We start from the raw sequence: 16,907 nt of genomic DNA on the forward strand, positions 1-16,907 counted from the left end.
CTTATGTGATGTATTTGTTGTTTTTAGCGAAATCATTATATCACAAAGGAATGGCTTATTTATTTTTTACAATTTTTGTTTACTCAACAACCTATTAACATATAAATTTATAATTTATTAATCTCATAACTATTAATCTCATAACTATTAAATTTAATGAATATATTTCATTAAAGATAAAATATTGAAGGTAGGTGAAAATTTAATATGATTCAAAATGTTAATGACCTTATTAATAATATTAACAAACAAGAGAAAATCTCTCTTGTAGCAAATAAATACATTTTTACATCTCTTCTTATAATAGGAAACACTTCTAATATTATAGGAAATGGTAGTACTTTAATGGGGCCAATATTAATATGTACTGATGTTATCATAAGTAATATTACATTTTCTAATTTTGAAAATATAATAAGTATAACATCAGATTGCTCTGTTACTTTTAATGACTGTACTTTTCTTGGCAACAATGAAAATACTGCTATCACTTTAGAAAAAGAATTTAATTCTTCAATCAATTTAGAAAATTGTATGTTTTCAAATTTTCTTTCTGGTATTTCTATAAATGAAAATAATACCTTATCTTTATTAAAAAATTGCTCGTTTCAATTTTGTACTACTGCAATAGATAAAGTGGTTTCAAACTCCTCTATTAAAATTTCTTCTATAACCAATAATTTTATGTTTAATTCTAATGATGCTATTTTCTTAAAATTTAATGAATCATTTCATATTGAAGATTATTATAATTTCTGTTTTGAATTATGTTCAAACAATAACTATGCTAGAATTTTTGGGGAAGTTAATAATCAAACATTTGATACAGCTTGTTTTTATGTTGATACCTTAAAAGAATTAAATTCTGTGCTTAACACATGTTCTCACTGTGCCACAGTTTTCTTAAAAGATGGAATGTACGAGCTAAATGAAGGAATATATACTAGTGGTATATTAATTGCTACTTCAATACATTTAATTGGTATAAATTCTCCAACTTTATACAAAGCTCAACTTAATTCTATTGAGTATGCAATAACCATAAATACTTCTAATGTAATAATAGAAAATCTTAAAATAGATGGTGGTGAAAATTATGCTCTTAGAGATGGTATTCATTTTGAGGAATTAGGTGGATTAAATATAAAAATCAAAAATATCGATATATCAAGAATAGCTAGACGTGGAATATCTGTTTGGGGTAAAGACACTTGCAATTGTACAATAAGTAATTGCAAATTTACTTATATTAAAGAACAATGTGCTATCTATTGCTTTAAAAATTTATTCATATATAAGTGTTCCTTTAAAAATCTTAAAGTTGCTCTTAATTGTACAGCTAATAGTAGTGTAACTTTTGAAGATAATTTATTTGAAAATATCTATTGTTGCCTATTAAATGATAATCCTTCATTTAATAATATATATCAAAAAAATAATATATTTAATTTTGTAAAAAACTTGTTTATGTTAAGTGAATTTTGAACACAATTCTTCTTTCTTACATAAACTACTACCAGGGGGGTGTCCTATGTATATTATAAAATCGCTTGAACTATTTAATCCTAATGATAAATTTGACATTAACTTTGAAAATTATAAATTAAATAAAGATAAGCCACTTATAGTGCATAGAGGACACTACTTTCTTAAATTATTTATACAATTATCAAATTTAAATGAAAGTGATAGATTTGCAATTTTATTAGACAATAGAATTATATTTACTAAAATGTTAGAAGTAAGAAAAGATTATTGGGTCGAAATCACTACTGCTTTAGACATTTTAAAAGAAGCTAACACTCTAAGATTTCTTAATAATTCAGATGATCTATTGATTGTAAATACAATTAAAGGAGGATTATATATGGCAGACACAGCCGATTTTAGTATTATTAGAATAGATAATGCTAACAATAAAAGTTTTGACCTTGTCTTAAGTGAACCCTTTACCAATGCCTTTACTGCTACAATTAAAATTTTAGGCACTAGTACAGAGTATGATTGTTCACTTGTTTCAAATTCATTATTTCCAACTGACCCTATGAAAAAGACTTTATTAATAGGTAAAGTAGATTCTAAAGGAACTCATACCCTTAAAGAACAAGCTTTAATTAACTTAACAGTTCCTAGTAATCAAACTTATAGAATAACTGTATTTAAAAATAACTTATCAAACGAAAGTGCTTATATTGATTATACACTAAATTCATTTAATGCTATTTCGGATCCATTAAAAGATGTAAGTGCAACAGTTATTGGAGATAGGATTTTAAAAGTTTCATTTAAATATCCTGTTAAAAATGTATTTAATATTGTTGATGCAGATTCACTTGAACAACCAGTACCACCTAGCACTAATCCAGTTGTTACACATTTTTTATCTAATTTCTATGCTTTATATTACGGAAGAGATACTAATGATGTGGTAGTTTCAGGAAGTATAAATTGGCCTGGTGCTTTTGATACAGATAGAATTTCCTTCTCTCAAACCTTATCCTCTGATGGAAAAACTTTAATATTACAAGATAACATTCTTGCAGTTCCATTAACTGAAAATTTATCTCATATATTAGCTTTAAATAAAGGAAAATATCATTTATCGCCAAGTGACAAATCTAAAGTTTTAACAGATTATAGTCCAGAAAAAAGAATAGTTCCAATGATGGAACTTTCATTTAATGTAGGTATAACAGCTGTACCAGCAATTGCAATAAATGCTACTGCTCCTGTTAGAAATGAGGTTACTGTAAGCTTTGATAAAGCTGTTATGAAGCCTCTTGATGCTACTATTGCTACAGCTAAAATATTATTTGATTCAAATGGAAATTCATTAAAAATAAGTAAAATTACAAGGGCTGAAAATGACTTTAACACCTTGATTTTTACACTAGATAATTCTAATGTTTTACCTGCTGGCAATATTAACCTTGGAGTTGGTTCTAATACAGCAGGAGTTGGAGATTTAATAGATGCGTGTGGTTATATAGTGCCTTTTACAACTTTAAGTGTAAATGTTGGTAGTGTACCTCCTACACTAAATGATGTTGAGCAAGATAAAAACCTAATATATACAAATAATACAGTAATAAATTTAACTTTTTCAACTTCAATGAAAGATGATGCTACTGGCACAGGAGCTAACAATCCAACAAATTACAAATTTGTTGATAAAAATGCAAACACTCAAGACATTAAATCAGCAACATTTGTTGATCCTGATAAAAAAATCGTTCAAATAATGTTCAAAAATCTATTAGGTGCTGGATCTTATAGATTAATAATCTCAGCTAATTCTATAACTGATAGTATTGGTGAAAAAATAAATTATACAAACTATTATCCTGTTCCTATTGAAGATACAACTAAACCTTCAGTTGTTGAAATTATTGGATTAAATAGAGATATTCTCAATACTGGAGCTTATATAACTGATAAAGACAATGCTATCATAATTAAATATAAGACTCCTATGAGTGTAATTGGTGATAGTACAGATGATAAGCATGCAGCTAATCAACCTTTAAATTATAAGTTTATAGAATCAACTGCTGCTACTACTAACAATCCTCTTCCAACTGGAACCACAGCTATACCTTTAAAGAATAATAAATGGATTAGATTTGTATTGCCAACTCTAAATAGCTATCCAGTATTTGAAAATACAACTACTCTTAATGGAAATCCTAATCTTAACTATGATATGTATATTGGATATACAGAACTTGATGACGTTAGATATGTTTGCAACACTTCTGGAAATATATATCCACTTTGTAGTTTAGAGAAAATAACTGCTACCGTTCCACTAATTGATTTAAGTAAAGGTAAAGTTGAAATAACTTCAGATAATGAACTTAAATACACTTATACTGATAAAACTACACTTGCTGGTAATTATTATAATAATGAATTTAATAACCCTTTAAATAAATCAGATTTTATAGTTGCAGTAAGTAATGCAACTGGAACTCCTGACCCTGCTTCTCCATTACCAGTAAAAGAAGTTGCTTTATCTGATGATGGGACAACTATTACTTTTACCTTTGATGACGGTACTTTTAATTCAGGAGATAAAAAAGCATATATCGGTGGTACAGTTAATAATAGTATCTTAGATATATTTGGTAAGGGACTTACAGGTACTGCATTTAATGGAGTTGTTATTAACAGTGTTCCTTCAACATTAGTTGGAGTAAGCTTAACAGATATTAGTCGTACCGCAACAAAATTTAATATCCAAGGTACAGATTTTGCAGTTGGATATCCAGTTGAAATAGCATTAAAATTCTCTAACACAATTAAGAATACAGCATCTAGTGATTTCTTAGTAACATTCAATAATGCTATTAATTCTCCTATACTAAGTGCTAATGTTTTACAAGTAAATGGTAATAATTCAGATACAGTACTTTTAGAATCATATATTCCATCAGTTGCTACTGATAATTTGGATAATATTCTTCTTATAAGAACAGTAAGTGATAAAACTTTACTTGCAACTAAGGATATAAATAATAATACTATTAGTCCATTTGGTTATATGTCTGTTAGCAATTTAGCTATTTTTAATGCTGCTTGGAACTTTACAACACCTGATAACTTAGATGCAGCTAATCTTAAAGCTACATTTAATAAAGATTTAGACTTTAGTAAGCTTCCATTATTAGCTGTTAAAAATGCTGGAGCTACTGGTCTTACTATAGGTGGAGCTGCTGGTACAAACTTTGTTACTACAGATGGTACTGATAATATTTTAACACCTTATATAAGTTTAGTAGATGCTAATAATAATAAATTAGGTACAGTTACTTTGAAGAAAGTTGATATTAATAATTCAATTTTCACTAATTCACAAGAAAGTAAAGTAAATGAAACTCTTAATTTAGCAACAGCTGCTGTTCCATTAGCTAACGAAGCTAAGACTGCTGCTGATGCAACTCCAAATACAGCTACTAAAACTGCAGCAAATACTGCTGTAGCTTCAGCTTCAGCTACTAAGACTGCTGCTACTACTGCTAAAACTACTATGACTCCTGCTAATGTTACTGCTCTTAACACTGCTGCTACTACTTCCTCAACTGATGCCGCTGCTTTAGTTACTGCAGCTAACACTTATAACACTAATATAGTTGCTGCTCAAGCAGCTGCTATTAATGCTCAAGCTGCTGCTCAAGCTGCTGTTACTGCTGCTAACGTAGTTCCATATGATGGTACGGCTGTTCTTAATGCTGCTACTGCTGCTCAAACTGCTGCTGCTACTGCTGTTACTGCTGCTACTACTGCTGGTGATACTGCTACTAGTACTGCTGCTACTGCTGCTAAGACTGCTGCTGATTCTGCAGTTACTGCTGCTACTACTGCTCAAACTACTCCTAGTGATGCTAATATAGGTGCTGCTAAGACTGCTATAGCTACTTTAAAAACTGCTACAGATGCTACAGTAACTTCTGCTAATACTGCTACTAATCTTGCAGGTACTGCATTAACTAAAGCTCAAGCTTATAAAGTTGCTGCTGATGCTACTAAAGCTTCTGCAACTGCTGCTACTACAGCTTCAAAAGATTCAGATATCAAGTTTAATATTAACATTAAGAAAGAAACTACAGATTCAGTATTATCCTTAACATTCAATAAGATAACTGCTGATTTAACTCTTAGTACTACTAACTTAGCTTATATTGAATATACTGGAGAAGCATATCAATTTATGAATTTTGAAGATCAATTATATGCTAATACTAGTCTAGATTATAATGCTAATACAACCTTAAAATAATACTAGTTATCTATTATATTAATTAAATATTGTTTATAAACAAAAAAGACCTAAAGTAATAGAAATAATTTCTTTACTTTAGGTCTTCTTTAAGGCACATTAAAATAAATAACAAGTCAGTATGCTAGTCTATTTTGCGTCATACTGCGTCGGTGAAATCATCCCATGGCCCTGCTATGAGATGATTTCATCTCCTTGTCTGACACGAAATATACGTCGCATCTTTGACTTGTTATTTTCTTTAATATGCCTAAGTTAAAACATAGCCTACATTTTAAATAAATCTAATAGTTCATCTTTATTTAATTTATTAAATAACTTATCTTCTTTTAGCTCTCCAGTTATTACATCTTCTATTAAAGCTTTTTTATCTTCTTGAAGGAGTAGTATTTTTTCTTCTATACTCCCTTTAGTTATTAATTTAATTACTTGAACTACATTTCTTTGTCCTATTCTATGTGCTCTATCAGTTGCTTGATCCTCTATTGCTGGATTCCACCAAGGATCAAAATGTATTACCATATCTGCGCAAGTTAAATTAAGACCTGTTCCCCCAGCTTTTAAAGAAATTAAAAATATTTGTATGTCCTTATTGTTATTAAATTCTTCTACAAGTTTAATTCTATCTTTTGAAGGCGTTGACCCATCTAAATAAAAATATGGTATTCCTTCACTTTCGAGTTCTTTATAAATCTTATGTAATACAGATGTAAATTGAGAGAAAAGAAGTATTTTATGCTTACTTTCTATTCCTTTTTTTATTAAATCCTTAGCTATATTAATCTTTCCACTTCCACCATCATAATCCTCTATTATTAATGATGGATCTAAGCAAATTTGTCTAAGTCTAGTTAAGTATGAGAATATAGTTATTTTATTATTACTATTCTCAGATTGTTTTAACTTACCTTGTATATCTTTTATATATGTTTTATATAATTTCTTTTGATTTGTAGTCATTTCCACAAAAAATTTATTTTCTATTTTATCTGGTAATTCTTTTACAACATCTTTTTTTAATCTTCTTATTATATAAGGATTTATCATTGTTCTTAAGTCTTGTTTTGAATTTTCGTCCTTACCTGTAAATCTTTTAGAAAATACATCTTTATTACAAAGGTATCCTGGGATTATAAAATCAAATAAAGACCATAAATCTATCAAATTATTTTCTACAGGGGTTCCTGTTAAAGCGAATTTAATTTTAGAATTTATGCTTTTTACTACTTCTGTTATTTTTGCTTTAGGATTATTTATATTTTGTGCTTCATCTATGATCACATTATTAAAGATTATATCTTGATATTTTGATATATCATTTCTTAATGTTCCATATGTAGTAAGTACAACGTCATACTCATTTACCTTATTTAAGATATTTCCTCGTTCTTTTGAATTACCATGCACAATTCCTATTTTTAAGCTTGGTGCAAATTTATGAAATTCCTCATACCAATTATATATTAAGGAAGTTGGAGTTATTACTAAAGATTTTTTATTTTCCTCTGAAAGTAGAAAGGCAATTATTTGAACTGTTTTACCAAGTCCCATCTCATCAGCTAATATCCCTCCAAAGCCTAAATAGCTTAAAGTTTTAAGCCAGTTATATCCCTTAATTTGATAATCTCTTAAGTTTGTTTTAAGATTTTTGGGTACCACAAATTCATTATTATTTATATTTTCTAATTTACTTAAAACTTCATTAAAAACTTCTCTTCCATTAACACTTAACTTATCTTTACTTAGCTTATCATTTAAATAATAAATTTTATTTTCATCAATTACATACGAATTATTTTCACTTTTTATATCTATATTTAAATTCTCAATTATTCTTAAAAATCTAATCATATCTTCATCTTCTAAATTAACAAAACTTTCATCATTAAGTTTAATATATGTTTTCTTTTCTTTCCAAGCATCATATATTAAACTTAAATCTTCTTTATTTAAATCATCTAATAAAAAAGAAAAATCTACTCTTTCTTTTTCATCTCTATTTAAAGAATAATTAATTAGAGAACCATCATATAACTTAAAAGCCTTTTCTTTTTTTAAAGTACTAACCTCTCCTAGTTGCTTGAGCTTATGTATTCCGTATTTTAAAAAGTTATAATACTCATTATCATCTCCTTGAAATACAAATCTTTTATTTCTATAAAAAAATCTATGTTTATTTAATTCGCTTTCAATGCTATGAAATTTCTTAGATCTTTTAAGTACAATGTCAAATTCTAAAATTTCATCACTATAATCAATTTCTTTTTCATCTTGTATTACTTTAACTTCACATATACTTTTATCTTGTATCTTAAAAAAATTAAACTTAAATCTTAATAATTCATCTAAATCATCAATAATATCTTGTTCAATAGTTAATTCATCAGAGATATCATACAATGTATAAATCAAGGCATTTAATTTTTTTGATTTAATATCTTTTAAAAATTTAATTTCCCCATTATCTTTGAGTTCTTTATAAAGCTTACTATATTTTTTGACTTGATTCATAGGTGGAATATATATTTCCCTATCATAAAGAAATGCATTCATTTTACCGTTTAATGGCATTGGAAAATTTTTTTTAGTTCTTAATATATAATCATCTCTTAACTTCTTTAAAGTGAAACTAACTGGCATATTTTGAGTTTTAATTTCACATAAGTAAGTTTGATACTCATATTTAAATTTTATTTTTTTAATATTTATAATATTTAAAAAGTTCCTTAAATTTTGTGGAAATATTCTTATACTTCCTCCTTTAAGTTCTTGTCTACAAATTGATAAATATTCTTCTATAAAATTAAGTAAAGTTTCATCAGCCTGACTAAAAAAATAGTTTTTAGGTGTGTAAATAAGACCTTTTACTATATAAAAGTTTTCTCCATTTATAAACCTATCAATAAACTCTTTAATGTTAACTAAATGCTTAGTTTTATTTCCAATAAAAAAACTAGCTTCAAAATAACTACTGTTATTATCTTTGACTTCTTTTAAAAATACATCTATTTCTAAAAGATTCTTATCTCTATTTTCACTTATTATATTATTTAATATAATTTTATCGTTTCTTAAATCATCATCTTCATTTTGAGTTTTTATAGATTCTTTTTTACTTTTAATTTGCTTTTTTGCTTCATTAAAAAACCTCATCATTATAGATGCCAAATGTTCACAAAGGAAAATTTCTTTAATCGGATTATCTAAATCAAAATCATGACATTCACATTTAGCTAATAGTACATTTCCATTCTTTAAATCTATTCTTAAATGAGGATTATATGTACTAGATTTATTATCTCCTTTTATCTTTCCATATATATTATAAAGTCCATCAATCTTTTTACCACTTACTCTAATTATTCTATTATTATCAAGAATTTTTTTACCATTAATTAAGCTAATTTTAGAGATATCTTTTAATAATTTAAATTCTAAATCTGATACTTTCAAATTTTCACCTACCTTAAGGACTGACTAGAAATCATTTATCCGATTGCTACCACTACTAACACTCCCATTACACTCTATGAAAACAATTTACATCAAATTAAATATTTGAGTTCTCTGCTTTTCTGTCAAAACGAGAAATAAGCACTGCTACGCACCTGGATAAGTTATTTTAGTCAACAACATTTATGAATACATAACATAAAACATGACTAAGTATATAAAAAAATCGTCAAGGCGACTGTGGAGCCGTCGATTTTTTTTACGCATCTGCCTTTTCGAACGTATGTGAGAAAAATCTGGCAGGCGAATATATTTTCTTTTTATTCTTTAGTTTTTATTTCTTAACCTTTAAACAAAAATATAATCTGCGTTATCCACAACTTCTTTAAGAATATAATTTTCTAAAGAATAAAAAAGCATATGAAAGGAGCTTAGAGACCGGCGAAGGACACTCTAAGCTCCAGTAATTAGCACTTTCGTACCAACTGCTCATTTAGAATAACATAATTAATACTTAATAGCAAGCTATATTTTATTATTTTTACAAATAGAGTTTTTTAAGCACAGTAGACTAGTATGCGCTTATTTTATAAGTTCTAGAATTTTCACTAGTATTCACTGCTTTGAGGAATTTCAAGTAGACAACTCCAAAGTGCCCAAAGGGAAAGTTCTGTTGATTAAATATAAAATTTAGAACATCACTTTGGGACTCTCACTTAGCACATACCACCGTTTCCTCCTCCTGATCCACCTCCACATGCATTAACATTATTAGAATTAGGCTTTATATTTTTTTTCGCATAATTTGCAGCAAATTCCATAACCTTTGACTGAAGAGTATTTAAGCCATTTAAATACTCTATATTATTAGGTTCTATTTCAGTAGCTGTTTTTAAATATTTTAATCCTGTATCAAACCACCCTTTTTGTACTGCTATAAATCCTTGAAGATAATTCCATTCAGCAGAACTTCTATTATCAACAACGTTCAATTTAGCTTCAGCAGCCAAAAAGTTATTTTTGTCAATTAAAGACCTAACCTCCTTATATAAATTTCCATTAATAAGTATATCGTATGCTATGTTTACATCTTTTAGTATCCCTTGTGAATACCCATCTTCATCTTTTTCTGTGCATTCTTCTACTATCTTTTGATATTTGTCCTTAATATCTTCTTCTGATGCATTTTCATTAATCCCTAAAATTTTATATGGATCCAAATTAATAACACTCCTCAAATATTTCTTTAAGCACATGAAAGAAAATAATAGACAAGCATACCGGTTTATTATTTTTTTGAATGTGCTTTATTCCTTATTATTAAATATATTTATTAAGTTTGATAATATTACTAAGGCATCTCAAATAAAATAACTATTCAATATACTAATAAAAAATATAAAAACTAAAACTAGGACAAATATTACTCCATAAGCTAGGAAAATCATACTAAGTATTTATAATTTTCCAATGTTTATTTCGCAATTATTTGTCCTAGTTCTTTGTGCAATTTATTTATTAACCAACATAACGCGTTAATTTTATCCGATTGCTAGCATTGCTAGCAATCCTATCTTATATAAAAATGGGAGATAAGCACTGCTACGCACCTGGATAAGTTCTTCTAAGATTAAGATGGAGAAAAGCACTTCTTATAAGCAAACTCCACCTGAACCTAAGAATCACTTGATAAACATAAAATATTATTATCTTTTATCACTCTAGGTACCTTCAATTGAGATTTAGAAGCTCCTTTGTTTATAAGTGACTTTTTGAAATTATCAAAAGTTCCTTCAGATATCATGACTATTTTTAATTTAGCTAATCTATTGTTGTTTCTGAATCTTCCATATGCTAAATTAACTTTTTTAAGCTCATCATCTAACTTTTCTTCAATTTGTGAAATATTATATTTGTTATTAAAGTTTTTAAATTCTAAATATATTATATATCTTCCAGGAGTATTATCATTATCAGCAAAAGTAGTATAATCTACTAAGTTTAAATTAAATTCGGTAATTGTTGCTTCTATTGATATTTTAATATGTTGTTCTGTAGTTTTTTCAGACACCATATTAAGCAATTGATTTTTTCTATATAAAAATTCTAACTTAGGACTTTCATTATAAAATCCAACAACTTTTACAACATCACCAAGCCTATATCTATACAATCCATTTAAGTTAGTAATAACTATTTCATACTCATTTCCTAATATTAATTCATTAATATTATTAGTAACAGGATTTTGTTTATATACATCCTCTATCCTTATAAATTCAAAATAGCATGAGTCTGGAACTACTACATATTCTATTTTGTTTATATACGGATTAATACCAATCATTCCTTCACTAGCACCATATGTGCTTGAATAAACAGGTAGCTTGTCTGTATAAAAATCAACCATATTATCATAAATAGTAAAATTTGCTCCAGTCACACTTGCTATATATGCTACTGATGGCCAAATTCTTTTAGCTATTCCTTTAAATCCTTTGTTGAATTCAAATTCTAATTCATCAGCCCTTTTAGAAAATTGAGATAGTTTTTTATTAAGTCTTTTTCTTATTTCAGGATTGAGTTCTACTTTTTCATTTATTTTTCCAGCTCTTATATCATTAATTAACAAATCATGTTTTTCTTCTATAAGTCTAAAGAAATCTAAAATACTAGAAATAAATATTCCACTTATATACATTAAGTTTTTCTCTCTTAATGCAAATAATGCATGAAGGTAAAATGCAGAATCCTTATTTTCTAATTCCATTACTTCAATAGGGGATGTCCAAATAAATGGAATTATACTTTTAATTGATTTCATTCCTCCAGAAGATGCAGCACTTATTGGGATTCCACCATCTGTATAACTTGCTACAATTACATCTGTAAGCATAACTCCTTTTCCATAATTCCAGTTATCTTTTAACTCATTATATGCAAATTTTTGAGATAGCAATGCATTGTACTTTGAAGGAATTCTTTTTCCAGACTTGGTTATAGGAATTAATTTTTGAGTTCCTGTAGTCCCTGAAGTACGTCCAAAGTATGCAACATCTTCTTTAGTTAAAATATTTTTTTCGCCTTTTGCAATTTTCCCTATATATTTTTGGTAATTATCATATGTAGAAAGTGGAACATTATTTTTATAATCTTCTATAGATTTTATTTCATTAAATTTATATTTTTTCCCAAATTCTGTTTCTGAATTATTCTTTAAAATGCTAAATAATAATTCAGTATTTGTTTTATATGCATTTTTAGTATAATAATCAAATTTCTTTTCTATTTTACTAGCAACTTTTAACATTGATAAATATAATGCTTTACTAAAAATACTCATATATTTCTCCTTAATACTTATTAATTATCTCTTAAGAAATATTTTTTTAGAATAACAGCTCTTATAGCCTCATATTTTATATATGATGGAAGTTCTTTCTTTATTGCACTTACTTTATCATATCCAAGTTTTTCACAGCTATTAACAATTAAAGTCTCTTCTTCCTCATTATAAAACTCATCTAAATTTAAATTAAACTGTACCTCTCCAAATTCTTTAATATAATCAGTCACATATCCCAAAATAGTAGAAATTGATACTTCAGTTTCATCTGAAATTAAGGTCATCTCTTTTCCTTCTTTAAGCATATCTAATGCAATTTCATGAATTTCTCTACTTTCTCCATCAATAATGACCTTTTTCTTCTTCTTTTCTGTCCAATTTACTTCTTGGCTATTACTTAAAATATATTCATTTACTGATGAAATTATTTTTTCTCCATAAGATGAAATCTTCTTTGGACCCATTCCTGTTATATCTTTTAACTGATCTAAATTAGTAGGGTATCTTCCACTTATCTCTTTAAGTGAATTTTGTGAAATAATCATTTTAGGAATTGTATGTTCTTTTTTAGCAAATTCACATCTTATATCATTTAATTTATTAAATAATTCTTTATTCGTAGTAACATCTAAATGAATACTTTCTATTTTAGCGTCTTCAGTCTCCTTTGTATGAGTTGATACCTCAATATTATTTTCATCTACAAATGTTCTTATAGCATTTTCAAATACTTCTCCATATTTTTTGTATTTTACTTCTCCAACTCCTGAAATATTAAGCATTTGCTCTTTATTTAAAGGATACTTTATTGTCATCTCTTTTAATGTTGCATCTCCAAAAATAACGTACGGAGGGACACCATTTTCTATTGAAATTTCTTTTCTTATTTCCTTAAGAATTGTAAATAATTCATTGTCTTCTCTAGCTTTCTTTTCAACCTTAAATTCTTTGAATGTAACTTTTTCCTCAGATTTCAATACCTTCATAGATTTTTCATTTAACCCTAAAACTGGATAAGTTCCAGTTACAAGTGATATGTACCTATGAGAAACTAAGGTATTAATAAAGTTTTTAAGTTCTAAGCTAGAATAATCCTTCATAATTCCATAAGTTGAAAGTTCATCAAAACTAAATTGAATTACCTTTTTATTTTTTGATCCTCTAAGAACATCAATAAGCATTGTTGTGCCAAATTTATGTTTCATTCTATATATGCATGAAAGCACCTTTTGAGCATCTATTGTCTTGTCTACTAATTCACCTTCATTTAAACAATTGCTACAATTATCACAATTATGATCATAAATTTCTCCAAAACAATCTAAAATATATTTTCTATAGCATTCATTGCTATACACAAAATCAGTCATTTGATTAAGTTTATTGTATTGATTATTTTTTCTTTCAATATTTTCAATTGATTGTTCTATTAAATATTTTTGTATTTGAACATCTTGGGGAGAAAATAACAAGATACATTCACTCTTTTCTCCATCTCTTCCTGCTCTACCTATTTCTTGATAATACCCTTCTATGTTCTTAGGCATATTATAATGTATTACAAATCTTATATTAGGCTTATCTATACCCATACCAAAAGCATTAGTTGCCACCATAAGATTAACCCTATCATATATAAAGTCCTCTTGATTTTTCTTTCTATCATTTTCTGATAATCCTGCATGATATTTAGTTGCTGAATATCCTTTAGTACATAATTCTTCACATATATTATTAACTTCTTTTCTAGTTGCAGCATAAATTACACCAGAAGCCTCTTTATTATTGCTAATATAATTATGCAAATAAGATTTTTTATCTCCTGATTTTATTACATTTATAAATAAGTTTTCTCTATCAAAGCCTGTAATGAAAATCTTAGGATTATTTAAATTAAGTAATCTTACAATATCTTCTCTTACCTCTTCTGAAGCAGTTGCTGTAAAAGCTGTAATTATAGGTCTTTTTTTAAGCAACCTAATAAAACCAGATACCTTTGTATAACTAGTTCTAAAATCATGTCCCCATTGAGAAATACAATGAGCTTCATCTATAGCAATTTGAGAAATATTACAATTTGATATAACATTCAAAAAAGAAGATGATTCTAATCTTTCTGGTGCTATATATAATATCTTGCATTTACCTTCTTTAATATTATTTATAACTTTATTCTCTTCTATTGCACTTATTGAACTATTAATAAGCTCTCCTTGTATCCCCATATCTTTTAATGCGTCAACTTGATCCTTCATTAAAGAAATAAGAGGAGAAATAACTATTGTTAATCCTTCAAATATAAGAGCAGGAATTTGATAACATATAGACTTACCTCCACCGGTTGGCATTATTGCTAATACATCACTACCATTTACAATAGTTGAAATTATATCTTCTTGCCCTTTTCTAAAAGACTTATATCCATAATACTTCTCTAAAAGTGCCAGTTCTTTACTCTTCATTCACATTATCTCCTTAAACTTAAGCACATTCAAAAAAATAACAGGCAATTATATTTGCCTATTTTGTGCTTTAAGTAGTATTTAGACATATTTTAAGAAATAACAAGTCAGTATGACAGGTTATTTCTTTCATACGTATTAATTTAATTATTAACCTAAGTTTACAATAATTAAACAATTAATCATAGTTTTTCAGAAAATTAATATCTAATTCTTACAATCATTATATACTTTTACAGTTGACAATGGACAATTCAGGATGAATTTTCTCCGAAATTCCTAAAATATATGTGGCATCTTTAACTTGTTATTTTCTTTTATGTGCCTTATTATAATTTCCTAAAAACAACAAAAAAGAAATAGAAATAACATTTGTGGAAGAAGCATTGAAAAATAAGCTTAGAGTTTCTTCATTTAAGTTGTTCCATAAAAAATTGCCCCAATCTTATGTTAGAGCAATCTTTTATGGGTACAACTTCAAATATTAGAAACTATTAGCGAAATTTTTCTAGTCTTCTGTAATAAATGTTATTTCTATTTCTAGGTTTGACTTGTTATTTTCTTTCATATTCTTAAATCATTTTTTTCAACACGAATTATTTCATAAAACCAAGTACCTAAGTTTTTCTTTAACTCTAAACATTTATCCATTGATAAGACTTGAGTTTCTATCCAAATACCCTTATTATTTCCTCTAACATAACATCTTACATCCTTAAAATAGCTTAAGACATAATTTAAATCAACACCATCAAATTTTTGATTTCCTAAATAACCACTTGGTAAATATTTAGTTATTATATAACCTTTATTGTCTTTATTGTCTTTATTGTCTTTATTGTCTTTATTGTCTTTATTGTCTTTATTGTCTTTATTGTCTTTATTGTCTTTATTGTCTTTATTGTCTTTATATTTTAACATATCATTATTTAAATCTACTTTTCCACTAATCTTTACAATCTTACCACTTTCTATATATTGATTTCCTTTATAACAATTACCCCATACTTTATTTGACATGGGTTCCTTCACTCCACAATGTGCTATCTAAGGCATATTCAAAAATCTATTTTCTTTCAATGCCTAAAGCGCATATTTTACATTATCATTCTTGTTTTTTAGATTGTTTAAGCAGCTGATTAGTATAAACTGTTACCCCAGTAACCAAGACTCCCTGTATTGCTGCATTTGCATTAAATCCCATTAATAACATTGCTCCTACAATTCCTATAACTAATAAAACAAGTGGTATATATTTATCTGAAATTTTTTCTGTATTCTTAATAATCAATCCAATTATATATAGTGCTGGTATTAATATTAAAGCATTATTTGTTATATAGTTTAAAAAATCCATTTCATATCCCCTCTCTTTTTATTTAAGTCATTTAGGTAATCTAAAAAATAACAGTTTAATATGTAATGTATATTTTATGGTTTTAGGCATATTCAAAAAAAATAGCTAGTCATATTCTTGTCTATTTTGTATTATAAATCTTTACCTATCACAAAATATCTTTAGAATCTCCAACTTGTTATTTTATTCCAAATGTCTTAATAAACTTCTCTACATTTCTAATATATGTTCATTTACTTATAATTGTTAATAGATAAATAGAAGGCATATTCAAAAAAAATAACAAGTCAGTATGCCAATGTCATTTAGTTAACAAAATGACATTGATATTGTTCAAAAAAAGTAAGGTATAAAAATATACCTTGCTTTTTTTTCAATTAACACTTGACAAATATATAGAAAAATGCGGCGTAGCCCCTTAAATATATAAAAATTTAAGGAGGCATCACTAATGATTAATTACTCAAAAATTGTAAAATACAAGCTAACATATATTATTAAAGAAATGGG

General features: G+C 27.0%; 8 protein-coding genes. 2 read left to right on the top strand and 6 right to left on the bottom strand.

Annotated features, from left to right (window positions below; translation table 11 throughout):
* Positions 1-207: 207 nt before the first annotated feature.
* Positions 208-1,485 (top strand): right-handed parallel beta-helix repeat-containing protein, encoded by a 1,278-nt coding sequence (locus tag BM027_RS17070; protein ID WP_090094391.1) that lies wholly within the window; start codon positions 208-210, stop codon positions 1,483-1,485.
* A 46-nt stretch (positions 1,486-1,531) separates the two neighbouring features.
* Positions 1,532-5,779, top strand: coding sequence for a hypothetical protein (locus tag BM027_RS18330; protein WP_175560023.1), 4,248 nt, complete (start codon positions 1,532-1,534; stop codon positions 5,777-5,779).
* 267 nt (positions 5,780-6,046) lie between these two features.
* Here BM027_RS18330 and BM027_RS17080 read toward each other — a convergent pair whose 3' ends face one another.
* The 6 genes from BM027_RS17080 to BM027_RS17105 all read right to left on the bottom strand — a co-directional run bounded on the left by BM027_RS17080 (position 6,047) and on the right by BM027_RS17105 (position 16,397).
* The gene (locus BM027_RS17080) at positions 6,047-9,232 is read right to left on the bottom strand and encodes a DEAD/DEAH box helicase (protein ID WP_090094392.1); all 3,186 of its coding nucleotides are present in this window, start codon (positions 9,230-9,232) and stop codon (positions 6,047-6,049) included.
* 716 nt (positions 9,233-9,948) lie between these two features.
* The gene (locus BM027_RS17085) at positions 9,949-10,452 is read right to left on the bottom strand and encodes a DnaJ domain-containing protein (protein ID WP_090094393.1); all 504 of its coding nucleotides are present in this window, start codon (positions 10,450-10,452) and stop codon (positions 9,949-9,951) included.
* A gap of 455 nt (positions 10,453-10,907) precedes the next feature.
* Positions 10,908-12,575 carry a GH3 auxin-responsive promoter family protein gene (locus tag BM027_RS17090; protein ID WP_090094394.1) on the bottom strand — a complete coding sequence of 556 codons (1,668 nt, stop codon included), beginning with the start codon at positions 12,573-12,575 and terminating at the stop codon, positions 10,908-10,910.
* A 20-nt stretch (positions 12,576-12,595) separates the two neighbouring features.
* Positions 12,596-15,040 carry a DNA helicase RecQ gene (recQ, locus tag BM027_RS17095; protein ID WP_090094395.1) on the bottom strand — a complete coding sequence of 815 codons (2,445 nt, stop codon included), beginning with the start codon at positions 15,038-15,040 and terminating at the stop codon, positions 12,596-12,598.
* A 564-nt stretch (positions 15,041-15,604) separates the two neighbouring features.
* Positions 15,605-16,060 (bottom strand): hypothetical protein, encoded by a 456-nt coding sequence (locus tag BM027_RS18620; RefSeq protein WP_242943363.1) that lies wholly within the window; start codon positions 16,058-16,060, stop codon positions 15,605-15,607.
* Between the two features lie 85 nt (positions 16,061-16,145).
* On the bottom strand, positions 16,146-16,397 hold the full coding sequence (locus BM027_RS17105) for a phage holin family protein (protein ID WP_090094396.1): 252 nt from the start codon (positions 16,395-16,397) through the stop codon (positions 16,146-16,148).
* Between the last annotated feature and the right edge of the window lie 510 nt (positions 16,398-16,907).

Origin of the sequence: Clostridium uliginosum (assembly GCF_900112485.1) — a bacterium.
GTDB lineage: Bacteria > Bacillota > Clostridia > Clostridiales > Clostridiaceae > Clostridium > Clostridium uliginosum.